The 25,155-nt window shown below is 73.5% G+C and carries 20 protein-coding genes; 6 read left to right on the top strand and 14 right to left on the bottom strand.

Going from position 1 to position 25,155, the window contains the following annotated elements:
• Window positions 1-30 precede the first annotated feature (30 nt).
• Window positions 31-1,683 carry a DEAD/DEAH box helicase gene (locus GA0070213_RS18300; RefSeq protein WP_091065610.1) on the top strand — a complete coding sequence of 551 codons (1,653 nt, stop codon included), beginning with the start codon at window positions 31-33 and terminating at the stop codon, window positions 1,681-1,683.
• Between the two features lie 170 nt (window positions 1,684-1,853).
• Complete coding sequence (locus tag GA0070213_RS18295; protein WP_091065607.1) at window positions 1,854-3,014, top strand: class I SAM-dependent methyltransferase; 1,161 nt, start codon at window positions 1,854-1,856, stop codon at window positions 3,012-3,014.
• On the opposite strand, the gene GA0070213_RS18290 is transcribed toward GA0070213_RS18295, so the two are convergent.
• On the bottom strand, window positions 3,011-3,442 hold the full coding sequence (locus GA0070213_RS18290) for a hypothetical protein (RefSeq protein WP_091065603.1): 432 nt from the start codon (window positions 3,440-3,442) through the stop codon (window positions 3,011-3,013). The two genes, GA0070213_RS18295 and GA0070213_RS18290, sit on opposite strands and share 4 nt — an antisense overlap.
• 191 nt (window positions 3,443-3,633) lie before the next feature.
• Between GA0070213_RS18290 and GA0070213_RS18285 the strand changes: the two genes are divergently transcribed.
• Window positions 3,634-4,053, top strand: a complete 420-nt coding sequence (locus tag GA0070213_RS18285) for a helix-turn-helix domain-containing protein (protein WP_091065599.1) — start codon at window positions 3,634-3,636, stop codon at window positions 4,051-4,053.
• Between the two features lie 20 nt (window positions 4,054-4,073).
• On the opposite strand, the gene GA0070213_RS18280 is transcribed toward GA0070213_RS18285, so the two are convergent.
• From GA0070213_RS18280 to GA0070213_RS18265, 4 genes are all read right to left on the bottom strand, one after another.
• On the bottom strand, window positions 4,074-5,072 hold the full coding sequence (locus tag GA0070213_RS18280) for a hypothetical protein (protein ID WP_425412845.1): 999 nt from the start codon (window positions 5,070-5,072) through the stop codon (window positions 4,074-4,076).
• Window positions 5,073-5,133: 61 nt separating this feature from the next.
• Window positions 5,134-5,364 (bottom strand): heavy-metal-associated domain-containing protein, encoded by a 231-nt coding sequence (locus tag GA0070213_RS18275; protein WP_091065596.1) that lies wholly within the window; start codon window positions 5,362-5,364, stop codon window positions 5,134-5,136.
• Window positions 5,365-5,513: 149 nt separating this feature from the next.
• Window positions 5,514-7,631: a RecQ family ATP-dependent DNA helicase gene (locus tag GA0070213_RS18270; protein WP_091065592.1), complete on the bottom strand. Its 2,118-nt coding sequence runs from the start codon at window positions 7,629-7,631 to the stop codon at window positions 5,514-5,516.
• Window positions 7,628-9,568: an AfsR/SARP family transcriptional regulator gene (locus GA0070213_RS18265; protein WP_091065589.1), complete on the bottom strand. Its 1,941-nt coding sequence runs from the start codon at window positions 9,566-9,568 to the stop codon at window positions 7,628-7,630. The genes GA0070213_RS18270 and GA0070213_RS18265 overlap by 4 nt, the downstream gene beginning before the upstream one ends.
• Window positions 9,569-9,710: 142 nt before the next feature.
• On the opposite strand from GA0070213_RS18265, the gene GA0070213_RS18260 reads away from it, so the two are divergent.
• Entirely contained in the window at window positions 9,711-10,535 is an 825-nt protein-coding gene (locus tag GA0070213_RS18260; RefSeq protein WP_091065586.1) for a hypothetical protein, read from the top strand.
• Between the two features lie 59 nt (window positions 10,536-10,594).
• Here the strand turns inward: GA0070213_RS18260 and GA0070213_RS18255 are convergent, their stop codons facing one another.
• From GA0070213_RS18255 to GA0070213_RS18215, 8 genes are all read right to left on the bottom strand, one after another.
• A complete protein-coding gene (locus GA0070213_RS18255; protein ID WP_091065582.1) occupies window positions 10,595-11,350 on the bottom strand; it encodes an SDR family NAD(P)-dependent oxidoreductase in 756 nt (251 codons plus the stop codon).
• 148 nt (window positions 11,351-11,498) lie between these two features.
• Window positions 11,499-12,608, bottom strand: coding sequence for a branched-chain amino acid ABC transporter permease (locus GA0070213_RS18250; RefSeq protein ID WP_091065579.1), 1,110 nt, complete (start codon window positions 12,606-12,608; stop codon window positions 11,499-11,501).
• Window positions 12,605-13,495 carry a branched-chain amino acid ABC transporter permease gene (locus tag GA0070213_RS18245; protein WP_091065576.1) on the bottom strand — a complete coding sequence of 297 codons (891 nt, stop codon included), beginning with the start codon at window positions 13,493-13,495 and terminating at the stop codon, window positions 12,605-12,607. The genes GA0070213_RS18250 and GA0070213_RS18245 overlap by 4 nt, the downstream gene beginning before the upstream one ends.
• Window positions 13,492-14,220, bottom strand: coding sequence for an ABC transporter ATP-binding protein (locus GA0070213_RS18240; protein WP_091065572.1), 729 nt, complete (start codon window positions 14,218-14,220; stop codon window positions 13,492-13,494). The genes GA0070213_RS18245 and GA0070213_RS18240 overlap by 4 nt, the downstream gene beginning before the upstream one ends.
• Window positions 14,217-14,960: an ABC transporter ATP-binding protein gene (locus tag GA0070213_RS18235; protein WP_091065569.1), complete on the bottom strand. Its 744-nt coding sequence runs from the start codon at window positions 14,958-14,960 to the stop codon at window positions 14,217-14,219. Before GA0070213_RS18235 ends, GA0070213_RS18240 begins: the two co-directional genes overlap by 4 nt.
• 3 nt (window positions 14,961-14,963) lie before the next feature.
• Window positions 14,964-16,166 (bottom strand): substrate-binding domain-containing protein, encoded by a 1,203-nt coding sequence (locus tag GA0070213_RS18230; RefSeq protein ID WP_091065565.1) that lies wholly within the window; start codon window positions 16,164-16,166, stop codon window positions 14,964-14,966.
• Between the two features lie 294 nt (window positions 16,167-16,460).
• Entirely contained in the window at window positions 16,461-19,727 is a 3,267-nt protein-coding gene (locus tag GA0070213_RS18225) for a VWA domain-containing protein (RefSeq protein WP_091065562.1), read from the bottom strand.
• A 478-nt stretch (window positions 19,728-20,205) separates the two neighbouring features.
• Window positions 20,206-21,324, bottom strand: a complete 1,119-nt coding sequence (locus tag GA0070213_RS18215; RefSeq protein WP_091065557.1) for a glycerophosphodiester phosphodiesterase — start codon at window positions 21,322-21,324, stop codon at window positions 20,206-20,208.
• A gap of 106 nt (window positions 21,325-21,430) precedes the next feature.
• On the opposite strand from GA0070213_RS18215, the gene GA0070213_RS18210 reads away from it, so the two are divergent.
• Entirely contained in the window at window positions 21,431-22,765 is a 1,335-nt protein-coding gene (locus tag GA0070213_RS18210) for a TrkH family potassium uptake protein (RefSeq protein WP_091065554.1), read from the top strand.
• Window positions 22,755-23,423 carry a potassium channel family protein gene (locus GA0070213_RS18205; protein WP_091065551.1) on the top strand — a complete coding sequence of 223 codons (669 nt, stop codon included), beginning with the start codon at window positions 22,755-22,757 and terminating at the stop codon, window positions 23,421-23,423. The genes GA0070213_RS18210 and GA0070213_RS18205 overlap by 11 nt, the downstream gene beginning before the upstream one ends.
• Window positions 23,424-23,494: 71 nt before the next feature.
• Here GA0070213_RS18205 and GA0070213_RS18200 read toward each other — a convergent pair whose 3' ends face one another.
• Window positions 23,495-25,123, bottom strand: coding sequence for a serine/threonine-protein kinase (locus tag GA0070213_RS18200; RefSeq protein ID WP_091065548.1), 1,629 nt, complete (start codon window positions 25,121-25,123; stop codon window positions 23,495-23,497).
• Window positions 25,124-25,155 lie beyond the last annotated feature (32 nt).

Here is a 25,155-nt window from a genome sequence, read left to right as displayed (position 1 = left end):
CGCACCACGAGAGGGCACCCCCACATCCACATGAGTGAGCAGACTATCGGCCAGCCACTGGCCCCCACAGCTCCGGTCCCGCCGGAGGCACCCACGTTCGCCGCGCTCGGCGCCCGTCAGGAGACCGTCGAGGCGCTCGCCGCCGCAGGCATCACCCGCGCCTTCGCCATCCAGGAATACGCGCTGCCGATCGGCCTGCGCGGCGTCGACCTGATCGGCCAGGCCCCGACCGGCACCGGCAAGACGCTCGGCTTCGGCATCCCCCTGCTCGAGCGCGTCTTCGCCCCGTCCGAGGGGAGCGACGGCGTGCCCCAGGCGCTGGTCGTCGTCCCCACCCGTGAGCTCGGCATCCAGGTCGCCAAGGACCTCGACGCCGCGGGCCGCACCCGGGGCGTCCGGGTGCTGCCGATCTACGGCGGCGTGGCGTACGAGCCGCAGATCGAGGCGCTGCGCAAGGGCGTCGAGATCCTGGTCGGCACGCCCGGCCGCCTGCTCGACCTGCAGAAGCAGAAGCACCTGCGGCTCGACCGGGTGCGCGCGCTCGTCCTCGACGAGGCCGACCGGATGCTCGACCTGGGCTTCCTGGACGACGTCGAGAAGATCCTCGCGATGCTGCCGGAGGACCGGCAGACCATGCTCTTCTCGGCCACCATGCCGGACCCGATCGTCGCGCTGTCCCGACGCTTCCTGCGCCGGCCGGTGACGATCCACGCCGGGCACACGGCCGAGACGGGCCCGTCGCCGCAGACCCAGCAGCTCGCCTACCGCACCCACTCGATGAACAAGATCGAGATCGTGGCGCGGATCCTGCAGGCCGAGGGCCGCGGCTTGACGATGATCTTCACCCGCACCAAGCGGGCCGCCGACCGGGTTGCCGAGGATCTCGACTTCCGCGGCTTCGCGGTGGCGGCGGTGCACGGCGACCTGGGCCAGGGCGCCCGGGAGCGGGCCCTGCGGGCGTTCCGCGCCGGCAAGATCGACACCCTGGTGGCCACCGACGTGGCGGCCCGGGGCATCGACGTCACCGGCGTGACCCACGTGATCAACTACGACTGCCCCGAGGACCAGGACACCTACACCCACCGGATCGGCCGCACCGGCCGGGCCGGGGCGACCGGTGTCGCGGTGACGTTCGTCGACTGGGACGACGTGCCCCGCTGGCGGATCATCGACAAGACCCTCGGGCTAGACATGCCCGAGCCGCCGGAGACCTACCACACCTCCGCGCACCTCTACACCGACCTGGACATCTCCCCGGACATCAGCGGCACCCTGCCGACCGCCGAGCGCACCCGCGCCGGCCTGTCGGCCGAGGTCGAGGAGGACCTGGGCGGCGGCCGTTCGCGTCGTGGCGACAGCCGCGGTCGGGGCGGCGACAGCCGGGGCCGCGGTGGGGACCGCGGGCGCAGTCGCGGCGGCGCGGCCAGCGGCGCACCCGCCGTCGGGAGCGAGCCGACCGAGGCCGGGGCCGACGAGGGCACCCGTACCCCGCGTCGCCGGCGCCGCCGCCGGGCCGGCGAGACGGTGGCCGGCGAGCAGCCGACCAACGTGATCACCGCCGAGGGCGGCGCGGAGCCGACCGTGGCGGCCGCCGGCGAGGGCGAGACCGCCGCCAAGCCGCGCCGTCGCCGGCGTCGTCGTGGCGGCAGCTCCGGCGCGCCGGCCGAGGCCACCACCGACTGACCAGGACCAGACACACACCACGGCCCCCGGACCCACCAGTTCCGGGGGCCGCTCCCTGCCCCCACCCCGGGCACCGGCGACGATCATGACGTTGGCCGCGCCGGTCACCCTCATGGTCGGCCGCCCGGGTGCGGACGGGGACGGCAGGGAAGCGAGGAAAGGGGTACGGCATGGCGGAACCGTTGGACGCGGCACTACGGGAGGTACGGGAGCTGCTGCTCGGCCCGGGCCTGACCCGGGCCGTGGCCGCCGGTCGGCGGCGGGGTCAGCGGCCCTCGGTGGTCCGCGCGGAACTGCGCCCGGTCACCCTCAAGGCCGGCACCCGGCTGCAGATCGCCACCTCGGACGGTGCCCGGCCGCACACCCGCAACGTCGCCCCCGGCGCGGAGTCCGGCGCGGCCGTCGACGAGCTGCTCGCCGAGCCGTTCGGCAACTGGCACGTGGAGACCGCGGACACCACGCTCCAGCTCCGGGTGACCAAGTCCGGCGAGGCGCAGGTGCACCGCGCCACGGCCAGCCGCCCGACCGCCGAGCCGGCCGGGCACGACCGGGCCAAGGACTGGCTGCTCGACCCCGGCGACCCGCTGTTCGACGCGATCGGCGGGTCGGCCGCCAAACGTCGCCAGGTCGACGCGTTCCTCCGCGCGCTCGCCGCCACCCTGCCGGACGACCTCGCCGGTCCGCTGCGCGTGGTGGACCTGGGCTGCGGAAACGCGTACCTGACGTTTGCCGCCCACCGCTATCTGACGCAGCGCGGCCTGGACGTGACGCTGGTCGGCGTGGACGTCCGCGAGGACCAGCGGCGCCGCAACACCGAACTGGCCGAACGGCTGGGCTGGGCCGACCGGGTCAGCTTCGTGGCCGGCACCATCGCCGAGGCACCTGTCGAACCGGCCCCGGACCTGGTGCTGGCACTGCACGCCTGCGACACGGCGACCGACGAGGCGCTGGCCCGGGCGGTGCGCTGGGACGCCCGCTGGGTGCTCGCCGCCCCGTGCTGCCACCACGACCTGGCCGCGCAACTGCGGGCCCGCCCCGCGCCCGGGCCGGACGAGCTGCTCACCCGGCAGGGCATCCTGCGCGAGCGGTTCGCCGACGTGCTCACCGACGCGCTGCGCGCCGGGCTGCTCCGGCTGCACGGCTACCGCGCCGAGGTGGTGGAGTTCGTCGACTCCCGGCACACGCCGCGCAACCTGCTGATCCGTGCGCGGCGGACCGCGGGGCCGCCGACCGACGACAACCGATCCGACTATCGCGAGCTGGTGGACCGGTGGGGCGTCACGCCCCGGCTGGAGACGCTGCTCGCGGACGCGGGCCGGGCACCGCGCTAGCGGCGGCGCTCGCCCCGGTTGCGGTCCCCCCGGTCCAGCACCGAGATCCGCTCGCCCGGGCCACGGTTGGTGGACCGCTCGCTGTCCGGCGATGGGCTCGGGAACGGCACCACCTTCGCCGGCTGGTCGGAGTTGCCGGCGGCGGCGAACGCGTTCCAGGAGATGTCGACCAGGAGTCGCTTCAGCTCGGCGTGGCGGGCGGCGGCGTTGCGCTGGAGCGCCATCCGCGCACCCAGCACCACGCCGACCAGCGTGGTGCAGACCGCGCCGGTCGCGGCGATCAGATGCAGCCCCTCCGCCGGGTCCCCCTGCGCCGCGAGCACCAGCAGCCAGATCCAGAAGCCGAGCGCGAAGACGCCGGCCTTGGCCACGAAGAAGAGGCTCACCGCACCGGGGCGGTGCGGGACGGGACGGTCCGGCTCGGCCATGCTGCTCCTTACGAACTCGCTGCCGGGGGGAGGGTTTCGTCCAGCTTAGTTGACAGTTCGCAAGTGTTCACGCTGTGCCGGTCCCACCCATGGGACCTTCCGACCGATCAGTCAGTTGTTTCCTCGCGCGGGCGTACTAGGCTCGGGGCGCAGAGCCGGGCGCACCGGCGGAAGGGGACGATTCCGGAGGGATGGGCGCCACCGACGTTTCGCCGCAGATGGCCTTCGCACGCTTCGTGCGACGGGCCATCGACGACGCGCGTGAAGAGCGCGGCTGGACGGTGACCGACCTCGCGACCCACACCGGTGTCGGCCGTTCCACCGTGTTCCGCTGGCTGGCCGGCGACTGGCAGGACTATCCCGAACTCGCCAAGGTGCGCGGCTTCTGCGCCGCCCTCGACCTGCCGGTGGCCGCCGCGTTCCGGGCGCTGGGCCTGCCCGACGCCGGGTCGGTGCCCCGCCGCCGAGGCGCCGAGGACGGTCCGGTCGAGGCCGACGTGCGGGTGATCCTGGACCGGCTGGCCGACCCGAACGTCCCCGCCGAGGAGAAGCACCACATCCGCGACCTGCTCCGCTACCTGGCCCGCCGCCCGGTCCGTCGGGCCGGCTGACCGACCGTCCCCGGCCCGGGTCAGGCGACCGTGAGAGTGAACGCGGCGGTGCGCACCACGCCGGCAACCTGGAAGTCCAGGAACATCCGATAGCGACCCGGCCCGGGCGCGGTCAACCAGAACGTGACCGCGTCGCCGTCGCGCACCGGCTCCGGGTGCACGTGCAGGTAGCCGAGGTCACCCTCGCGCAACGCGACCAGGTGCCCGTACGCGCCCAGGTAGGGCTCCAACGGCGCGGCACCGCCGTCGGCGCCGGTCACCCGGAACCGCAGCGGGGCCGCGCGCCCCACCTCGGGCGTGCCGGTGTACGCGGCGGTGAACCCGTCGACCGTGGCCGTCGTGGCCGGGGCGGGCAGCGGGCGGGGCGCGTACCCGCCGGGCACCGCCAGATCGGCGCCGAGCACCGTGGCGACCTGCCGACCGTCGTCGGCGACCGCGGTGAAGTCCGCGTACATCCGCCAGGCGCCCGGGTCGGACGGCGGCAACGGCACCGACCAGGTCCCGTCGGCGGACATCGTCGGGTGCAGGTGCCGGTAGCCGGTGAGGTCGCGGCGCACCACGATCACGTGCATCGGCTTGTCGTGCACGACGGCGAACCGGGTGACCGCCCGGCGCGCGTCGTCGCGGATCTGGAACCGCAGCTCACCGACGCGGCCGGCGGTCGGCTCCGGGCCGGACGGGACGAGCGTGTAGCCGGCCGAACTGATCGACAGGCCGGTCGCGCCGTCGCCACCACCCTGGGTGATCGTGGCGCCGTCGTGGGAGTGCGCGCCGGCCCCCGGCGCGTGGGAGTGGTCGCCGGCGACGGCGGCGGAGGTCGCACCGCCCGGAGCGGCCCCGGCCGGGTTCGCGGGCGGGTTCAGCCGGCCCAGCCCGAAGCCGAGCAGCACGGCCAGCACCAGGCCACCGACCACCAGCGCCAGCCGCAGCGTCTCGCGGTCCACCGCGACCGGGCCGGTGGCACCGGGACCGGCCGCGCGGTCGGTCGAGCCGACCGCCGCACCACCGGCCGCCGGCACGGGACCGTCCGGCCGGGCGCGGTCGGCGGTCGCCGGACCGTCGACCGCGGAGGCAGTGGACTCAGGCAACGCCGCCGACCAGCTCGTAGCCCGCCTCGTCGACGGCGGCGCGGACGGACTCCACCGGCAGCGGGGCCGCGCTGGTGACCGTGGCCGTGCCCCCGGCCAGGTCGATCCGGACCTCGTCGACGCCCGGCAGCGCGGACAGCTCCTCGGTCACCGCACGGACGCAGTGTTCGCAGGTCATCCCGGTCACGGTGTACGTCTGGACGACGGGTCGCTGCTCGGTCATGGCCCCACGGTACCGCCGGCCGGGTGGCCCGCCGACGACGCCCGCGCGGACGGTGGCGCCGCTCGCACCTGCCGGGTGTGCCGCTCGCACCTGCCAGGTGTTAAGCGGGGCCCCTTCCTCTACCGAAAGCGTTAAAAGGGGGCCCCGCCTTACACCGTGGCGAGCGCGAGCGGCAGCACGTCCGGCGCGCCGGCGCGGCGCAGCAGACGCGCCACCATGCCCATCGTCCAGCCCGAGTCGACCAGGTCGTCGACGAGCAGCACCGGCCCGTCCAGGCCGGGCAGCGCGTCGGTCAGCTCCTCGGGCACGTGGAAGGCGTCGTGCAGCGCGCGTACCCGCTGGGCGCTGTTGCCGCGCGGCCCGCCGGCGCCGGCCGGACCGGTCGGGACGACCACGCCGAGCAACGGCAGCCGGCCGACCGCGGCGATCCGCTCGGCCAGCGAACCGACCAGCAGCGGCCGGGTCCGGGAGCCGACCGCGACCACGCCGGCCGGGCGGCGCGGCCAGGGGTCGTCGCCGTGCGCCCACGCCTTCAACACCTCGACCACGGCCGCGGCCACGTCGTCGGGCACCGGACCGTCCGGCGCCTCCGGCCCGACCAGGCCCCGCAGTCGCCCGCCCCACCCCAGGTCGGACAGCCGGCCCACGGCTCGCCCGGGCAGCGCCTGCTCCGCCGGCGCGATCCGGCCCTTCAGGGGTACGCCCACCGCGTCCAACCCGGTCGGCCAGAGCTTCTTCGGCGCGATCTGGACGCCGGGGCGGCCGAGGAAGGTCTGCGCGGCGGTGAGCGCCTCGGCGGACACCTCGGCGGCGAACAGCGGGCCCGCGCAGTTGTCGCACCGGCCGCAGTCCTGGGCACCGGCGTCGTCGAGCCCTTCCCGCAGGTAGCGCATCCGGCAGTCGGAGGTGGCCGCGTACTGGAGCATGGCCCGCTGCTCGGCGGTGCGCGCGTCGGCGACGCGCCGCAGGCGGGCCTCGTCGTAGACCCAGGGCTCGCCGGTGGCGAGCCAGCCGCCGCGGACCCGGCGGACCGCGCCGTCCACGTCGAGCACCTTGAGCATCAGCTCCAGGCGGGCCCGGCGCAGGTCGACGACCGGTTCGAGGGCCTGGGTGGAGATCGGGCGGGTGGTGTCCAGCGCGGCGAGCACGGCGCGGACCTGCTCCTCGGGCGGGAAGGCCAGCGAGGCGAAGTAGCGCCAGATCGCGGCGTCCTCGACGCCGGGCAGGAGCAGCACCTCGGCCTGGTCGACGGCGCGGCCGGCGCGGCCGACCTGCTGGTAGTAGGCGATCGGCGAGGGCGGCGCGCCGAGGTGCACCACGAAGCCGAGGTCGGGCTTGTCGAAGCCCATGCCGAGCGCGCTGGTCGCCACCAGCGCCTTGATCTTGTTGTCCAGCAGGTCCTGCTCGGCGGCGCGGCGGTCGGCGTCCTCGGCCTGCCCGGTGTAGGCCGCCACCGACCAGCCGCGGGCCCGGAGGAACTCGGTCGTCTCGGTGGCCGCGGCCACGGTCAGTGTGTAGACGATGCCGGAGCCGGGCAGCCGGTCCAGGTGGTCGGCCAACCAGGCCAGGCGGTGCGCCGGGCTGGGCAGGTCGAGGACGCCGAGCCGCAGCGACTCCCGGTCCAGCGTGCCGCGCAGCACCAGGGCGTCACCCAACTGCTCCGCCACGTCGCGGGTGACCCGGGCGTTGGCGGTCGCGGTGGTGGCCAGCACCGGCGTGCGCTCGGGCAGGTTGGCCAGGAACGTCCGCAGCCGCCGGTAGTCGGGGCGGAAGTCGTGCCCCCAGTCGGAGACGCAGTGCGCCTCGTCCACCACCAGCAGCCCGGTGGTGGCGGCGAGCTTCGGCAGCACACCGTCGCGGAAGTCCGGGTTGTTGAGGCGCTCCGGGCTGATCAGCAGCACGTCGACGGCCCCGGCGTTGATCTCGGCGGTGATCTCGTCCCACTCGTCGAGGTTGGCCGAGTTGATGGTGCGGGCCCGGATGCCGGCCCTTGCGGCGGAGTCGACCTGGTTGCGCATCAACGCCAGCAGCGGCGAGACGATCACGGTGGGCCCGTGCTCACCGTGCTCGCGCAGCAGCGCGGTGGCCACGAAGTAGACGGCCGACTTGCCCCAGCCGGTGCGCTGCACGCAGAGCACCCGCCGCCGGTCGACGACGAGCGCCTCGATGGCCCGCCACTGGTCCTCGCGCAGCCTCGCGTGGTCCCCGGCCAGCCGCCGCAGCACCGCCTCGGCCCGCTCCCGCACAGCCATCCGATCCTGACTCATCCGCCATGTCTACCAGGGGAGGCGGGCGCGACCGGCGGGCCGGGCGGCGGCTCGGGCGGCAGGAAGAGCAGCAGCTCCCGCAGCGGATCACTGATCGCCGGCGGCAGCAGGCACCGCGCCGCCAGTTCCTCCATCGAGGTGTACGGGCCGCGTACCCGTCGGTCCAGCACCAGGTGCTGGGCCTGGCTCGGGCTGAGGCCGGGCAGCTCGACGACCACGTGCTCCGGCACCGAGTTGATGTCGACCAGCCCTCCGTCGTCGTATCCCCGGGGCAGGTCGGGACGGCCGATCCGCAGCTCGCCGCGGGCCGTCGGATAGTGGTAGAGCAGGTAGCGGGCGTGCTCCCGACGCAGCCGGCCGGCCGGGGCCGGTCCGCGCCGCCGGTAGGTGCCGACCCAGGCGAGGAACCGGCCGTTGAGCAGCGTCACGTGCAGCACACCGGCCGCCCAGGTGATCAGCCAGAGGAAGATCAGCGCGCCCTCCGGGTCGCTCACCTCCTCCGTCTCGCTGGAGCCGATGATGATGACGAACGCCGCCCCGAGGGTCAGGTAGTAGACCGCCGCGAGGGCGTTGCCCCAGCTCCGCCGCCAGATCGCGTATCCGCCCACCACCAGCCAGGTGAGCAGGCCGAAGGAGAGCAGGGCGATCAACGCGCCCAGCGCGGTGGCACCCACGCTGAGCCAGCCCGGGATGCCGCGATGCCCGCGGGGGGTCGCCGGCAGCGGCATCGGCGGTCCTCCGGGCCGGTGCCAGGCTGGCGGGGCCGACGTCGGTCCCGCGGGGCTCGCCGGCGAAGGCTGGACCGGGCTCGCGGGATGCGCCGGGCTGACCGGGGCCGAGGGCTGGGCCGGTACGCCGGCCGGAACCGGGACGACCGGGGTCGAGGGCTGGGCCGAGATCGGGGGCTCCGCCGAGTTCGGGGGCTCCGCCGGGATCGTGAGCTCGACCGGCGCGGTGGGCTCGACCGGCGCGGTGGGCTCGACCGGCGCGGTGGGCTCGACCGGCGCGGTGGGCTCGACCGGCGCGGTGGGCTCGACCGGCGCGGTGGGCCGGATCGGCGGGGCCTGGTGGTTCGGCAGCGGCATGGGTGAGCGATTGCGCTCGTGGCCGGCGCCACCGTGCCCGTGCGCCGGCGCGTCGGAGGCGGCCGGTGCGCCCGAGGTCGGCCGGAGGCCCGGGTCGGAGCGGAGGATGCGCCGGTGCAGGGTCTGGAGCGGCTCACCGGGCTCGATGCCGTACTCGTCGCGCAGCAGGGTGGCGAAGTCCCGGTAGGCGGCCAGCGCCTCGGCCTGCCGGCCGCTGCGGTGCAGCGCCAGCATGAGCTGGAGACGCAGCCGCTCGCGGACCGGGAACTCGGCGATCAGCTCGACCAGCCGGCCGACCGCCTCGTCGTGCCGGCCGGCGGCCAGTTCCAGCTCGGTGCGTGTCTCCAGCGCGACCGCCCGCAGCTCGACCAGCCGGTGCCGGGCGGCGTCGAACCAGGGCCCGGTGAACCCGGTGAACGGCTCGCCCTGCCACAGCTCCAGCACGGCGTCCAGATCGGCCAGTGCCTCCGCCGTACGCCCGGCCGCCTGCGCCTGCCGGGCGCGCTGGACACCCCGCTCGAACCGGGTCGAGTCCACCGCCTCCGGCGCGACCCGCAGCACGTAGCCGGCGTCGGTCAGGGTGAGCACCCGGGCCGGGGTACGCGGTGACCGGTCCGGCTCCAGCACCCGGCGCAGGCCGGCCACGTGCTTCTGCACCACGTTGGCGCCGTTGACCGGCGTCTCCTCCGGCCACACCGCCTCGACGATCTGGCCGGTGTGGACCGGACGGCCGGCGGCGAGCAGCAGCACGGCCAGCACGGCCCGCTGTTTGGCCGGGCCCAGATCGAGCGGACGGTCGGCGTGCCAGGCCCGCTGTGGACCGAGGAGCTCGAAGCGCAGCGCCTCTGACATGCGAGTTTCCGCCCCCGTACCCCCGGCCGTCGTCCGCCGTGGCCGACGGCAGTCGGACGGCAGCATATCGGCAGCGGAGCGGCCGTGGCGGCCTGCGATGCTTCCCGGCGACAACCCGACCCGGGAAAGAGAGTCGAACAAGATGACGCAGCGAAACGGCACCGCCGCGACCGTCCGGCGGATCGTGCTCCGCACGGCCGCCGTGCTGGCCACCACCGCCCTGGCCGCCGGGTGCGGCACCGGGGACTCCTCGGAGGGCGCCGGTCCCGCGCCCTCCGCCTCGCCCGACCCGAAGGCCGCTCTGCTGGCCGCCGTGCCGAACGAGCAGGACCCGGGCTTCCGGTTCCTGCTCCAGGACGGCGCCGACAAGTACACCGGCGTGCTGGACCCGGCCACCGAGGCCATGGACCTCGCCCTCAAGCAGCAGAACGACGACCCGAAGTTCACCATGGCCATGACGTTCCGCTGGATCGACAAGGATCTGTGGATGCGGGTCAAGCTGACCGGCCTGCCCGGCCTGCACGAGATGCTCAAGCTGCCGAAGCGCTGGATGGCGATGGACCGGGACAAGCTCAAGGACGAGGCGAGCATCCCGGCCTACCAGGGCGCCGACCCGGGCAACACGGCCGCGGTCATCCGCACCGCGGACACGGTGACGGACAAGGGCAACGGTACGTACACCGGGCTGGCGGACCTGACCGACAACGCCGACGTGCAGTCCACGTTCGAGAACGTGGACCTGAAGGCGCTGGGCGAGGCGGGCCGGAAGGTGCCGTTCACCGCCGTCGTCGGCCCGGACGGCAACCTGACCTCGCTGACCCTGGACGTGCCGGCGGCCGGCAAGCAGAAGGCGATGAAGCTCGTCACGAAGTACTACGACTACGGCAAGGCGCCGAAGATCGCCGCGCCCACCGGTGACGACGTGCAGAACGCGCCGTCCTCGGCGTACGAGATGCTCAACGGCTGACCCACGACGTGCGCGGACGGGCGGCGGCCACACGGGGGGCCGCCGCCCGTCGCGGCGGGTCAGCGGCCGAGGACGGAGCCGCCGTTGACGCCGAGGACCTGCCCGGTGACGTAGCCGGCCGACGGGCCGACCAGGTAGCGCACCGCGGCGGCGATGTCGTCCGGCACCCCGGCCCGCCCGACCAGGGTGGCCGCCACCCGCTTGGCGTGCCCCTCCGGCGTCATCCGGTCGCCGAAGAACTCGGTCTCGGCGACGTATCCGGGGCTGACCACGTTGACCGTGATCCGGTCCGGGCCGAGCTGCCCGGCCAGGTCGTACGCCCAGCCGTGCAGCGCCGCCTTGGCCGCCGAGTAGGGCCCGCCCCCGCCGCGCTGGGCGGCGATGGAGCTGAGCAGGACCACCCGGCCGCCGGGGCGGCGCAGGGCGGGCAGCAGCGCCTCGGTGAGCAGCACCGCGGTGAGCACGTTGGCGTCGAGGTTGGCGCGCCACCAGGCGGCCACCTCGTCGAGGGTGCCGGTCGGCCCGCCGAGGTAGCCGCCGGCGTTGTTGACGATCGCGTCCACGGCCCGCTCGCCGACCGCGTCGACCACGGCCGGGATCTGCCCCGGATCGGTCAGGTCCGCGACCACCGGGACGACGGCACCCGCCCGTCCACACTCGGCGGAGATCTCCCGAGCCGCCGCGTCCAGCACGTCCCCCCGCCGCCCGACCACGAGCACGTCGAACCCGTCCGCCACGAGCCCCCGCGCCACCGCGGCCCCGATCCCGGTCCCACCCCCGCTGACCACCGCCAGCCGTCGTCCCTGCTCTCCCATGCCAACCCCTCCCCGACTCCCGAACCGCCCGACTCCCGAACCCGTCGATCATGAAGTTAGCGGCACCGTAGACGGCGTGTCGTGCCGATAACTTCATGATCGACGAGGCGGGGGCGGGGCGGGCGGGAGGCGGGCGGGGCGGGCGGGGTCAGCGGCGGGGGCGGAGGGCGGTGCGGAGGGGGGCCAGGCGGGTGCGGAGGCTGGCCAGGCCGCCGGGGAAGAAGTAGACGGCCAGGATGAAGACCGTGCCCAGGACGAACAGGGGCTGGCTCAGCGGGTGGCTCAGGAACGCGGGGAGGCTGTTGACCGCGTCGCTGCTGCCGAACGCGGTGAGCCGGTGGTCCAGGTACATGTAGAGGACGCCGCCCAGCACCGGGCCCCACCGGGTGCCCGGGCCGCCGAGCACCACCATGACCAGCAGCGACAGCGTCAGCTCGGACGACGTGATGTGCGGGCTGGCCCCGCCCACGATCAGCACGTAGACCACGCCGCCGGCGCTCGCCAGGCCGCCCGCCAGGGTGAACGTGACCAGCTTGAACCGGTACGGGTCGAGCCCGAGCACCCCGATCCGCCGCTCGTCGTCGCGCAGCCCGGCCAGCACCCGCCCGGTCGGCGAACCGCTGACCCGGTGCACCACCAGCACCACGAGCGCCAGGTAGGCCAGCGCCAGCCAGTAGAGGTTGACCGTGTTGGTGACGCCCACCAGCGCCGCCGGCAGCCCGGACACGTCCAGTGGCAGCCCCTCCTCCCCGCCGGTCAGCCCGCCGAAGTCCCGGGCCACCAGGATCGCCCCGACCTGCGCGAAGGCGAGCGTCACCATGGCGAACGCGATGCCCACGGTGCGCAGCGCGACCGCGCCGAGCAGCGCGGCCAGCGTGGTCCCACCGATGACGGTCAGCACCGCCGCCTGCCACAGCGGCAGCCCGGCCTTGGTGACCAGCACGTCGGTTCCGTACACGCCGGCGGCGAAGTAGAGCGCGTGCCCGAAGGAGAGCATTCCGGTGCGCCCGAACAGCAGGTCGTAGCCGGCCGCGAGACCGCCGAAGACCAGGCAGATGGCGAGCAGTTGCAGCGTGCCCGGCGAGTTCAGCGGCCCCTCGAAGATGCCGGGCAGGTTCAGCGTCGAGTACGGCAGCACGGCCGCCACCACCAACGCCACCAACGGCAGGTACGGGCGCAGGCCGTGCCAGCGGGAACGTCCGGGGGTCAGTTCGTCGGGCACCTGCGCCGGGGGCGCGTCGACCACCGAGTTGGTCATGCGTGAGCCACCTTTCCGGCCAGGCCCTGCGGACGCAGCAGCAGCACCACGGCGAGCAGCCCGACGACGCACAGGTCACCCAGGCCGGACGTGCCGTAGTAGTTGACGAACTGTTGCAGCAGCCCCACCGCGACCGCCGCGTACGCGGACCCGACCACCGAGCCCATCCCGCCGATCACCACCACGATGAAGGCGAAGATCAGCAGCGAGCCGCCCTGGCCGGGCGAGACGGTGCCGAAGTAGACGCCACCGAGCGCGCCGGCCAGCGCGGCGGCCGCCCCGCCGATCGCGAAGACGAGCGTGAACGCCTTGCGCACGTCGATGCCGAGGGCGGTGACCATCTCCCGGTTCTCCACCCCGGCCCGGATGATCAGGCCGTAGCGGGTCCAGCGCAGGAACGCCAGCAGCGCGCCGAGCACCACCACGGCGGCGACGATCAGCAGCAGCCCGGCGTTCGGCACCTGCGCGCCGAACACCGCTGTCACCTGCCGACTCCAGTCGGGGCGCGGGAACGTCCGCGGGTCCGCGCCCCAGGTGGCCTGGAGCAGCGCCACGCCGGCCAGCGACAGGCCGACGGTGACCAGCACCTGCTCGATGGTGCGGGAGTAGAGCGGCCGGATCAGCACCAGCTCGACCAGCACCGCGACCAGCGAGCCGGCCAGCACCCCGAAGAGCACCGCGACCACGAAGCCGAGGCCGTCCGGCCCGGCGCCGGGCAGGTTGCCCGCCGCCCACCAGGTCGCGTACGCGCCGACGCCGAGGAAGAGGCCGTGCGCGAAGTTGAGCACGTCGGCGAGGCCGAAGACCAGGGACAGGCCGGAGGCGACGAGGAAGTAGAGCGCCGCCAGGCCCAGCCCGGTCAGCGTCAGCAGGACCACAGTGTTCACGCGTGCACCTCCCCCGAACCCACACCCAGCAGCGACTTGGTCAGCGCGGTCTCCAGCAGCAGTTCGTGGGCGTCACCCGTCCAGGCGACCCGGCCGGCGGAGAGCACCACCGCGTCGGACGCCAGCCGCCGCACCACCGCCAGGTTCTGCTCGACGAGCAGCACCGGCACGGATTCCGCGACCCGTTCCAGCACCTCGGCCACCTCGGTCACCACCTTCGGCGCCAACCCCTTGGTCGGCTCGTCGACCAGCAGCAGCCGGTTGTCGTTGAGCAGCACCCGGCCGATGGCGAGCATCTGCTGCTGCCCGCCGGAGAGCGAGCCGGCCCGTTGCCGTCCGCGCCGGTCCAGCTCCGGGAAGAGCGCGAAGACCTTGTCGTACGCCGGGGTGGTGCCCCGTCGTTCGGCGAGCCGCAGGTTCTCCGCGACGGTGAGCCCGGCGAAGACGTCCCGGTCCTCCGGCACGTAGCCGAGGCCGCCGCGGACCAACCGGTGGGTGGGGCGGGCCAGCAGGCTCTGCGCGCCCATCCGCACCGTGCCACGCACCTCGCCGCCCCGCGGGGTGAGCCCGACGATCGCCCGCAACGTGGTGGTCTTGCCGACGCCGTTGCGCCCGAGCAGCACGGTGACGCCGGTCGGCGCCACCTCGAACGACACGCCCTGGAGGATGTGCAGCCCGGCGATCCGCACGGACAGGTCCTCCACCGACAGGACAGGCTCACTCATAGGGACTCCCCCAGGTACGCCTCCTGCACGGTGGCGTTGGCCATCACCGTGTCCGGGGTGTCGCAGGCCAGCAGCGCGCCGTGGTGCATCACGGCGATCCGGTCGGCCAGCTCCAGGATCACGTCCATGTGGTGCTCCACCATGAGCACCGCCCGCCCGCTGTCCCCGGTCAGCGACCTGATCACGCTGACCAGCTCGGGCACGTCCTCGGCGCTCACCCCGGCCATCGGCTCGTCCAGCAGCATCACCCGGGGTTCCCCGGCGAGCAGCAGGGCGATCTCCAGCTTGCGCTTCTCGCCGTGGGCGAGCGTGCCGGCCAGCGCCGTACCCCGGTGGTGCAGGCCGACCCGGTCGAGCGCCGCGTCGGCGGCGGCGGCCACCTCCCGGTCGGCCGCCGCCCGCCGCCACAGCTTCATCGAGCCACCCCGGTGCGCCTGTACGGCGAGCCGGACGTTCTCCCGCACCGTCAGCGAGCCGAAGACCGAGGACGCCTGGAAGGTACGCCCCAGGCCGAGCCGGGCCCGCCGGTGCACCGGGAGCATGGTGACGTCCGCCCCGTCCAGCACGACCCTGCCCTCGGTGGGCCGGCGCAGGCCGGTGATCAGGTTGAACAGTGAGGTCTTGCCGGCGCCGTTGGGCCCGATCACGCCGAGGAACTCCCCCGGCTTAAGGTCGAGGTAGACGGAGTCGACGATGGCGACCTCACCGATCCGCCAGGTCAGACCGCGGGTGGCGAGCACCTCTCAGCCCTTCATCTGCGCGACCGGCGGCGCGCTCTCGTCACCGGTCAGGGTCTTCTGCGCGGTCGCCGTGAACGCGGTGCCGCTGCCGGTCAGCTTGGCCTGGTACATCGGCTGGAGCAGCGCGTGGTCCTCGGCGCGGATCTTCATGGTGCCCTTGACGCCTTCGAACTCCCAGCCCTCCAGCGCCGTGACCATCTTGTCCACGTCGTCGCCGCCCTCCTGCACGGCCCGCACGACCATCTGCGCGGCGGCGAACCCGTCCGGGTGGAACAGGTCCAGCGTGCCGCCGGCGATCTTCGCCTTGGCGGCCTTGGCCGCCTCGGTGTCGCTGGCCCCGTCGAAGTAGTGCGACAGGAAGGAGATCTTGCTGCCGGCCGCGCCGAACGTCGGCCAGGAGGCGCGGATGTCCAGGCCGGTGACGACCGTGGTGGCGGCGAGTACGCCCTGCTGGTCGAGCGTCTGCCACATGGCGCCGGCCGTGGTGCCGGCCCAGGCGACGAAGAGCAGGTCCGGCTTGGCGGCCTTGATCTGGCTGGCGAACGGGGTGAACTCGGTGGCGCTGGCCGGCGCGCGGACGCTACTCACGGTCGCGCCGGCGCCGCCGATGACGGCCTTCACGGCGGCCTCGTTGGCGTCGCCGAACGCGCCGTCCTGGGCGAAGACCACGACCTTCTTGCCGGCCGCGTCGCCGATGAACGACTTGGCGGTCACCACGTCCTGCCAGGACTGCCGGCCGGAGCGGAAGGTGTACTTGTTCGCGCCGGTCACCGCGTCGGTGGCGGCCGGGCCGGAGATGAACAGCACCTTGTTCTGCGCGGCGATCGGGGCCACCTGGAGCGCCACTCCGGAGGAGGTCGACCCGGCGATGATCTTCGTGCCCTTGCCGATCAGGTCCTTGGCGGCGGACACCGCCTTGGCCGGGTCGCCGGCGTCGTCGGCCTCGGTCACCTCGATCGTCCGGTCACCGACCTTGCCGGTGCCCTTGGTGGCGAAGTCGAGGCCGGCCTTGAACCCCTCGATGTACTGCTTGCCGTAGCTGGCCAGCGGCCCGGACTGGGAGTAGACCAGGCCGACCTTGACCGGCGCGGCGTCGCCGCCGCCGGAGGCGGTGTCCTGCGGGCTGCCACAGGCCGTGGCGGCCAGCGCGGCCGCCATCATCGTGGCGGCGGAAAGGAACACCCGTCGCGTGTGCCGGATCGTCATTGCGACTCCAGGTGAGGACAGGGGAATGTCAGTTGTCGGCTCACGCTAGAAGTGACGTCACCCACGGGCTATGTGGTCGGCGCACACAAGTCTCCGGAGCGGGATGGCCGCACGTTACAACGCCGGACATCGCCTGGTAACCCCGCCGACCCGGGATGGCCCGACCCACCACGCGGGACCCGGCCGCAATGTCGGACCGGCCCATCGCGGACGGGCACGCGCGACGGCCCGGCGGGAAAGATCTCCCGCCGGGCCGTCGCCCCGGTCAGCCGTTCACCGGCCGACCCTGGTCGGTCACATCGTCCGGCGTCGGCGCCAGCCCAGGACGGTCAGCACCACGCCGCCGGTCATCGCCAGCGCGCCGCCACCGATCAGTCCGGTCAGCTTCATGCCGGTGACCGGCAGGTGCTTGCCGGGATGGAACGGCGGGAAGGGCTTCTCCGCCATCCGGTTGGTGAAGGTGCAGGTGATGTCCTGCCCCCGCTCCGGGGTGACCACCCCGTCCGCCACCGGAACCGGGGTGTCGGTGCCGGTCAGCACGCACTCCGGCGGTCCGACCTGCTGGTAGCCCTTCGGCCCGCCCGACTCGCCGAGCCGGTAGCCGACCCCGACCTGCACCGGCACCGCCGTCACCTCGGGACTGCCGGACGGCCCGCTGATCGGCGTCGCCGCGTTGTCCGGCGCCGCGGTCAGCGTCCAGTCGGTCGGCGCGGCCTTGCCCCACACCTTCTTGACCAGGGTCAGGTGCGCCCCGTTCGGGTCGAGCTGCCCGTTGCGCCAGGTGCAGGTGTACGCCCGGCCCGCGGCCGGGGTGAGCACGTTGCCCGGGGTGGGCGCCGGCTCACCGGTGTCGTTGAAGACGCAGCGCAGCTCCGTCAGCTCGTACCCGGCCGGACCGCCGCTCTCGCTCAGGCCGTACGGGACACCGGCGGTCACCTCGGCGTCGGTCACCGCGGGCTCACCGCTGCGCCCGCTGACCGGGGTCGCCCCGGAGCCCGGCGGCGGGGTGGCGCTCAGCACCCAGTCGGTCGGCTTGGCGGTGCCGCCGTAGGTGTTCGCCACCTCCTTGACCAGCGTGACCGTGCCGGTGCCCGGCGGCTGCGGCACGTCGGCGTTGACGAACGTGCAGGTGATGTCCTGCCCGAACGTCGGCGTCAGCACGTTGTCCGGCGTCTGGACCGGCGTGGAGGTGCCGGTGAGCACACAGGTGGGCGGGCCGACCTGCTCGTACCCGGCCGGGCCGTCGCTCTCGGCGAGCGTGTAGGCCAGGTTCGGGTTCACCGTCGCCTTCGTCACCGCGGGCTGGCCGCTGCGGCCGGTGACCGGCGTGGCGGAGCCGGCCGGCGGGGTGGCGCCGAGCACCCAGTCGGTCGGCACGGCGGTGCCGCCGTGGGTGTTGCGCACCTCCTTGACCAGGGTCAGCAACGCCGGCTGGGCCTGGTTGACCGCGATGCAGACCACGGTCTGACCGATCTGCACGGCCACCTGGCCGTTCTCGCCGCCGAAGTCGGGGTTGACCCCCGGCCCGGCGCGGTCCCGGACCCCGCAGCTCCAGCTACCGGTGGCCGGCGGCTCGATCACCGCGCCCGGCACCACGGTCTGGGTGAAGCCGGGCACGGTGCTCTCGCCGAGCGAGTAGACGGCGCCGTCGACGACCGGGTGGGCGGGGTCGCCGCTCTTCACGGTGAACCCGTTCGGCCCGTGGGCGGTCAGGTCCCAGGCCGTCGCCGGCGGCTCGGGCACGCCGTACGGGTTCTGCACCGACTTGGCCAGGATCAGCTGCGTCTCGCAGGTCACCGTGTTGGTGATCTGGTAGGTGTTGGCGCCGGCGGCGAGCGTCTGCTCACCGAGGTCACCGGAGGCCGTGTTGCTGCACCCGGGCGGCAGCGCGGTGATCTTCTCGTCGACGACGATCGACTGCCCCGCCTGGAAGGTGCCGTACTCCACCCCCCAGGAGGGCTGGTCGAGGCCGGGTAGCAGCAGTTCGGCCTGGATGGAGACGTCCTGCTGCGGGTCCGGGAAGGTTTCCCCGTTGACCACCCAGGTCTTGTTCACCACCACCGTCGCCGGCTCGGGTTCGGCCTGGTTGATCATCACGCACGTCACCGCGTCGTTGGCGAGCGCGTCCACGTTGAAGCCGGCGTCGCCGTTGTTGGTCACCAGCACGGGCTGGCCGCCGGCCGTGCAGGTGGCGTTGAGACCGTCCTGCTGCACCAGGGCGTACCCGGACTGCGGCGTCTCCGCGATCGCCACCGCCCGACTGGGCTGGGTGCCGAGGTCGACGGCGAGGCTGACCGCGCCGGTGGCGGTGTCGGTGACGGCGCTCGGCGGGGTCACGCCGGTGCTGCTGGACGAGATCGTCCAACCACCGGTCGGCTGCGGGTCACCGCCGCCCTGCGGGATCACCATCTTGACCACGCTGACCGTACCCCGGCAGTTCTCCAGGGCGAGTTCCCGGAATACGGCGGCGAGCCGGTCGTAGTCGGTCTGGTAGTAGTCGGAGTTGGCGGCCGGCCCGGAGATGGCGACCAGGTTGTCCGGCGCGCCGGAGACACCGGCGCCGACGCCGACCGCGACCACCCGCGTGCCCTGCGCCTTCACCGCGTTGGCGGAGAAGATGCCGTTCTCCACCTCCACGAAGCGGGTGAAGCTGCCGGATCCCTGGGCGGGCGGCGGGCCGTACACGGTGGGGTTGCCGTCGGTCAGGACGATCACGGCGTCGTAGTCGTAGGGCGCGTTGGCGATCTGCCACAGGCCCTGGTCCCAGTTGGTGGTGCCGCCGGAGGTGAGACCGTTGATCGCGTTCTTGACCGTGTTCGCGCCGGTCTGGTCGGAGACCGGGATCGGGTTGAGCACCGCGTTGGCGTTGGTCGCGAACGTGTAGAGCCCGATCTCCGACGGGGTGCCGGTCAGGGCGTCGACGAACCCGTTCGCCGCGTTCTTCACCACCGGCAGGTCGGGCGTGATGGACCCGGACACGTCGATCAGCAGCGCGACACGCAGACCGCACGAGGCGGGCAACGCCGGGTTGTCGCGCTCGTCGGCCCAGACCGCGCCGCGCGCGGTCCGGTTGGTGTTCCCGGTGGTCACCGCCGGGAAGGTGTACGTCCGGTTGTTGGCCACCGCACCGGTGAACACGCCGTTGTACGGCGTGGACTGGTAGGGCGCGTTGCCGCCGTTGCCGGTGACCAGGCTGTCGACGATGCGCCAACCGCTCGGCGCGCTGCGCTCGACGATCCAGTAGCCCTGGTTCGTGCCGGTCCGCCCGGGCACGTCGACCGCGCACCTGCCGCTGGCGTCGGTGGTGCAGGACGCGTCCGGCGTGGCGCCCGGGCCGGGCCGTGTCCCGCTGACGCCCGCGTAGAAGTCGAAGGTGGCGCCGGCCAGCGGCCCCACGGTCTGCTCGCCGGTGCGGTCGCCGCCCTTGTTGACGACGAGCGTCGCGTGGGTGGCGTCGGCGGCGCGGGCCGGCGTCGCCGCCTGTGGCCCGATCAGCGGCAGCAGGCCGCCCACCAGGGTGAGGGCGGCGGCCGCGCACCACCGGCGCCGCGCGCGTGTCATCGTAGGAATGGACATTCACAACCCCCGTACAGCGCCTGCCCTTGTTGCAGGACAACCAGGCCAGTATTGGGTGAAATGTCCGTTTCCGTGGAGGCTTTGCCAATCGTGAATGCTCGTCACGCCGCCGGACCGCTCACGCCCAGACCTGCCGACAGGTCACCGAGGCACCCCAACCGAGACGCGTTACTGCGGCCCTCCAAGACACCCATAGCGTTCCACCCACCAGCCGGCGGGGCCGTCACTGGAACGCTATGGGCGTCTCCGGCCCTCCGAGACACCCATAGCGTTCCACCCACCGGCTGGACGGGCCGTGACTGGAACGCCATGGGTGTGTGCGGGCCGATGGGGGCCACGTCGTTCTTCGACTTCGAGCTGATCCGCGCCCGGTTGCTCAGTCGGCCCGGTTGGCCGCCCACCGAGGTGTTGTTGCACTTCGGCGTCGCCGGGCGTGCTCGCCGACGACAAGGAGCAGTGGGGGTCAGCGGCCCGCGCGGGCCGCGACGGCGGTGTCCGGCTGGTCGGCGAACACGCCGTCCAGGCCCAGCCCGAGGAAGAGCTCGTACTCGGACGTGATGTCGCCGCGCGCGTTCGGGTCGGCGCCGAGGCGGAAGTCGAGTGGCAGGAACTGGTTCTCGGCGCGGAACGTCCAGGCGTGCACCACCAGGCCGAGCCGGTGCGCGTCCCGGATCACCGAGGTCGGCGCGAGCAGCCGACCGGCGGCGTCGCGGGGCACGATCAGGTTCTTGTTCAGGCCGACGCCGTCGGCGTACCGGGAGACCCAGGCGAGGCCGGCGGCGGTGGCCAGGTCGGCGTAGGTCCGGTGGTCGCCGGCCGCGGTGAGGTCGTAGGGCGCGCCGGTCGCGTCCATCAGCTGGACCAGCCGCACGTCGATCATCGTGTCGAGTTTGCGCAGGTTGGCGGTCTCGAAGCTCTGCACGAAGACCGGGTCGTCGCGGTGGGTCAGCCGGTTCCGGCGGAGCACCGCGACCAGCGGCTCCTCCAGTGCGCGACCGATCGACGCGAAGTAGGTCGGGTGCTTCGTCTCCGGGTAGACGCCGATGGTCCGACCGCGGGCCTTGGACTCGGTCCGGGCCAGGTCGATGACCTCCTGGAAGGTGGGGATCTCGAACCGCCCGTCGAACACGGTGTTGGTCACCCGCACCTGCGGCAGCCGCTCCTCGGCCCGTAGCGTCTTCAGCTCGGCCAGGGTGAAGTCCTCGGTGAACCACCCGGTCACCGAGACCCCGTCGATGGTCTTCGTGGCCTTGCGGGCGGCGAACTCGGGGTGCGCGGCCACGTCGGTCGTACCCGAGATCTCGTTCTCGTGCCGGGCGACCAGGATGCCGTCCTTCGTCGAGACCAGGTCCGGCTCGATGAAGTCGGCGCCCTGTCGGATGGCCAGCCGGTAGGACTCCAGGGTGTGTTCCGGGCGGTAGCCGCTCGCCCCGCGATGGCCGATCACGAGCGGTCGCAGGGCCGCGCGGGGCCGCTCGGCGCGGGCGTCCGGGCCGGCCTGGGCGGCCACCGCCGGCACCACCACGGCCGCCGCCGCGAGCAGTGCGCCGGCCACGCCGAGGGCGGAAAGGGTACGTCGCAACGCAGTCTCCTGTCGTCGATGGGTACGCACAGCAGACCCGGCGTGGTTGACGTCCAGTTGGTCGGTTCCTGACCTGCCGGTGAATCTCCGGACGGAAGATGACGGGATGCGCCGCCTGCTCCGGAAGCCGGTCCGGCTGGTGCCGCTCGGGTTCCTGGCGGTGATCCTGGTCGGCACCGGGCTGCTCATGCTGCCCTGGGCCACCAGCCAGCAGCGTTGGACGCCGTTCCTGACCGCGCTGTTCACCTCCACCTCGGCGGTCTCGGTGACCGGTATGGCGGTCACCGACACGCCGAACTACTGGAACGACTTCGGGCTCGTGATGATCACCGTGCTGACCCAGCTCGGCGGGCTCGGCATCCTGACCGGCGCGTCCCTGGTGATCCTGGCGGTCTCCCGACAGCTCGGCCTGCGCAACCGGCTGCTCGTGCAGGCCGAGACCGCCGAGTTCGGTCTCGGCGACGTACGCCGGCTGCTGCTGCGCATCGCGGCCACCGTCTTCGTCACCGAGGCGCTGATGACCGTCGTGATCAGCGGACGCTTCTGGCTGGTCTACGACTACCCGCCCGGGCGGGCGCTCTGGTCGGCGGTGTTCCACTCGGTCCAGGCGTTCAACAACGGTGGTTTCGCGCTCTACACCGACGGGCTGGTCGCGTTCTCCCGGGACCCGTGGGTGGCGTTGCCGCTCAGCGTCGGCGCGATCATCGGCGGGCTCGGCTTCCCGGCGCTGTTCGAGGCGGTACGCGAGTGGCGGCAGCCCCGCCGGTGGGCGGTCGCCACCAAGCTCACGGTCTGGGGCAGCGTGGTGCTCACCGCCGTCGGTTTCGGCTACCTGCTGCTGGCCGAGTGGCGGAACCCGTACACGCTCGGCACGTTCGACGTGCCGGGCAAGGTGCTCGCCGCGTTCACCCAGATCGCGTTGAGCCGCACCGGCGGCTTCGACGTGATCCACGTCGGACGGCTCACCGAGGAGAGCTACCCGATGCTGATCGGGCTGATGTTCATCGGAGGTGGCAGTGCCAGCACCGCCGGCGGCATCAAGGTCTCCACGTTCTTCCTGCTCGGTTTCGCCATCTGGGCGGAGCTGCGCGGCGAGCCGGACACCACCGTCGGCCGCCGCCGGGTGTCCTCGAACAGCCAACGGCAGGCGCTGACGGTCGCGCTGCTCAGCGTGGCGCTGGTGGCCGGTGGCACGGTCGTGCTGATCGCGATGACCGACGAGGTGCGTTACTACGCCGCGCTGTTCGAGATCACCTCCGCGTTCAGCACCACGGGCCTCACCGTCGGCCTCGCGCAACGACTGCCGGAGCCTGGCCAGTATCTGCTGGTGGCGCTCATGTACATCGGCCGGATCGGACCGCTCACCCTCGGGTCGGCGATCGCGTTGAACACCCGGCGACGCCTGTACCGCTATCCGGAGGAGCAACCCATTGTCGGCTAGACACTCGGACGACGCCGGCGTCGTCGTGATCGGCCTGGGCCGGTTCGGCTACCACCTGGCCGGCGCGCTGGCGCGACTCGACCACGAGGTGCTCGCCATCGACCGGGACCCGGCGCGGGTCCAGCGGTGGTCCGCCGAACTGGACCGGGTGGTGCAGGCCGACGCCACCGAGGAGGTGGCGCTGCGCCAGCTCGGCGTGGCCGACTTCGCCCGGGTGGTGGTCGCCATCGGCGCGTCGGTCGAGGCCAGCGTGCTCACCGTGCTGGCCCTCACCGAGCTGGGCATCCCGCAGATCTGGGCGCGGGCCACCTCGGAGAAGCACGCCAAGATCCTGCACTCGGTCGGCGCGCACCACGTGGTGTTCCCCGAGGCGGAGACCGGCGAGCGGGTGGCGCACCTGATCGTCAGCCGGATGCTCGACTTCATCGAGTTCGGCGACGACTTCGCGATCGCCAAGGTCCGGGTGCCGGCCCCGCTGGTCGGCCGCGCGCTGCGGGAGGTGGCCCCGCGCGACAGGTACGGGGTGATGGTGGTCGGCGCGAAGCTGCCCGGCGAGCCGTTCCGCTACGCCGGGCCGGACACCGTGCTGGCGCCGGAGAGCGTACTCATCGTGGAGGGCAGCATCACCCAGGTGCAGCGCTTCGCGGCGCTGACCTGACCGTCAGCCCTTCGGGCCCTTGCCCTTCTTCCCCTCGGGCTTGCCCGGCCCACCCCCCTTCGGCTGCTCGCCTACCCTTTTCCCTTGCCACCCTCCTTGCCCTTCTTGCCGGGCTTCGGGGGTTCCGCCTTGGGTTTCGGCGCCGGCTTCGCCTTCGCCGGCCCGCTCTTGGCGGCGCTCTTCGTGGTCTTCGCGGGCGGCTTCGCCGGCGCCTTGGTCTTCGGCGCCGTGGTGATCGGCACCGACCCGGCGATGCCCGACACCTGCACCCCGCACGCCCTACCGCCGACCTCGAACTCCACCGGCAGCGTGTTGCTCCCGGTGTAGCGCCCGGCCAGCGTGAGTTTCGTCGACGCGCCCGGCGCCAGCGCCGGGGTGGCCGCCGGGGCCGTCACCGACACGGTCCGCCCCTCCTGACGTGCCGGCGGCTTGGCCGTGGTGACCGCCTGCTTACCGGGGAAGCTGAAGCTCATCGTCCAGTCGCGCAGTTCCCGGGTGCCGGTGTTGGTGAGCGTCAGCTCGGCGGAGAAGTCCCTACCGGTGTCGCGGCGCAGCGAGTAGTCGACCGCGCAGGGCGCCGGCTCGGGCAACCCCATGCTGGCCTCCGTCGGCTCGACCCCGCCGCTGGCCGGACTCCGCGACGTCACCCCCCACATGGCGGCGGTGACCGCGATCAGCCCCGCGGCGGCCACCCCGGCCTCCACCCTGCGCCGCCGCGCCGCCGACCCCCGGGTCCGGGTGCGGATCGCCGAGTACGGCAGCGCGTCGGTCGCCGCCGACCAGGGCAGGATCGTGGTGTCGGCGTTCTCGGTCAGCGCCGGGTCGACGCCACCGAACGCCGGCGACACCGGCACGATCGACGCGATCCCGGCGGCCTCGGCGAGCGTCCGCGCCACCTCCGGGGTGGGCGGGCGGTCCTCCGGACGCTTGGCCAGGCAACGCTGGACCAGGTCGCCGACCTGCCCGGGGAGCCCCGGCACCGGCGGCATCGGGTCCGGGTCCTGGTACATGTGCGCGCGCAGCATCTGGGTGGTGGTGCTGGCCTGCCACGGCAGCCGGCCGGTGAGCATCCGATAGAGCAGCAGGCCGACCGCGTAGACGTCGGTGGCCGGCGAGACGTGACCGTTGTCCAGCCGCTCCGGGGCGAGGTAGGCGGGCGTGCCGAGCAGCGCCCCGTCCGGGCCCTTGTCGCTCTCCCCCACCAGCGCCGAGATGCCGAAGTCGACGACCTTCACGCCGGTCGGGGTGAGCATGACGTTGCCGGGGGTCACGTCCCGGTGCACCACGCCGCGGGCGTGCGCGGTGGCCAGCGCCGAGGCGACCTCCGCGCCGATGGTCAGCGCCTCCCGCCAGGGCAGTTGCCCGTCGCGGCCGAGCCGGCCGCTGAGCGGGCCGCCGTCGACCAGCTCCATGACCACGTACGGCACGGTCAGCCCGACCTGGACCGACTCGCCGTAGTCGTACACGTTGGTGATGTTGGGGTGGCAGAGCCGCGCGGCGGCCTGCGCCTCGACGCGGATCCGGTGTCGGAACGCCTTGTCGGTGGCGAGCCGGGAGGCGAGCACCTTGACCGCCACCTGCCGGCCGAGCACCTCGTCGTAGCCGCGCCACACCACCGACATGCCGCCCGCGCCCAACTGCTCGACCAGGCGGTAGCGCTCACCCAGCAGCTGCACGCCGTTCCTGACCGCTGCACCCATGGTCGGTGCAGTTGCCCGAAGTGGCCCCCGGT

This window comes from Micromonospora humi (assembly GCF_900090105.1).
GTDB classification, from domain to species: Bacteria; Actinomycetota; Actinomycetes; order Mycobacteriales; family Micromonosporaceae; genus Micromonospora; species Micromonospora humi.
This window is presented reverse-complemented; position numbering and strand designations above follow the sequence as displayed.

What these genes read in the sequence shown, in the direction of transcription:
- GA0070213_RS18300 (WP_091065610.1), top strand. Translation starts at nt 31, where the DNA reads ATGAGTGAGCAGACTATCGGCCAGCCACTGGCCCCCACAGCTCCGGTC.
- GA0070213_RS18295 (WP_091065607.1), top strand. Translation starts at nt 1,854, where the DNA reads ATGGCGGAACCGTTGGACGCGGCACTACGGGAGGTACGGGAGCTGCTG.
- GA0070213_RS18290 (WP_091065603.1), bottom strand. Translation starts at nt 3,442, where the DNA reads ATGGCCGAGCCGGACCGTCCCGTCCCGCACCGCCCCGGTGCGGTGAGC.
- GA0070213_RS18285 (WP_091065599.1), top strand. Translation starts at nt 3,634, where the DNA reads ATGGGCGCCACCGACGTTTCGCCGCAGATGGCCTTCGCACGCTTCGTG.
- GA0070213_RS18275 (WP_091065596.1), bottom strand. Translation starts at nt 5,364, where the DNA reads ATGACCGAGCAGCGACCCGTCGTCCAGACGTACACCGTGACCGGGATG.
- GA0070213_RS18270 (WP_091065592.1), bottom strand. Translation starts at nt 7,631, where the DNA reads ATGAGTCAGGATCGGATGGCTGTGCGGGAGCGGGCCGAGGCGGTGCTG.
- GA0070213_RS18265 (WP_091065589.1), bottom strand. Translation starts at nt 9,568, where the DNA reads ATGTCAGAGGCGCTGCGCTTCGAGCTCCTCGGTCCACAGCGGGCCTGG.
- GA0070213_RS18260 (WP_091065586.1), top strand. Translation starts at nt 9,711, where the DNA reads ATGACGCAGCGAAACGGCACCGCCGCGACCGTCCGGCGGATCGTGCTC.
- GA0070213_RS18255 (WP_091065582.1), bottom strand. Translation starts at nt 11,350, where the DNA reads ATGGGAGAGCAGGGACGACGGCTGGCGGTGGTCAGCGGGGGTGGGACC.
- GA0070213_RS18250 (WP_091065579.1), bottom strand. Translation starts at nt 12,608, where the DNA reads ATGACCAACTCGGTGGTCGACGCGCCCCCGGCGCAGGTGCCCGACGAA.
- GA0070213_RS18240 (WP_091065572.1), bottom strand. Translation starts at nt 14,220, where the DNA reads ATGAGTGAGCCTGTCCTGTCGGTGGAGGACCTGTCCGTGCGGATCGCC.
- GA0070213_RS18230 (WP_091065565.1), bottom strand. Translation starts at nt 16,166, where the DNA reads ATGACGATCCGGCACACGCGACGGGTGTTCCTTTCCGCCGCCACGATG.
- GA0070213_RS18225 (WP_091065562.1), bottom strand. Translation starts at nt 19,727, where the DNA reads ATGACACGCGCGCGGCGCCGGTGGTGCGCGGCCGCCGCCCTCACCCTG.
- GA0070213_RS18210 (WP_091065554.1), top strand. Translation starts at nt 21,431, where the DNA reads ATGCGCCGCCTGCTCCGGAAGCCGGTCCGGCTGGTGCCGCTCGGGTTC.
- GA0070213_RS18200 (WP_091065548.1), bottom strand. Translation starts at nt 25,123, where the DNA reads ATGGGTGCAGCGGTCAGGAACGGCGTGCAGCTGCTGGGTGAGCGCTAC.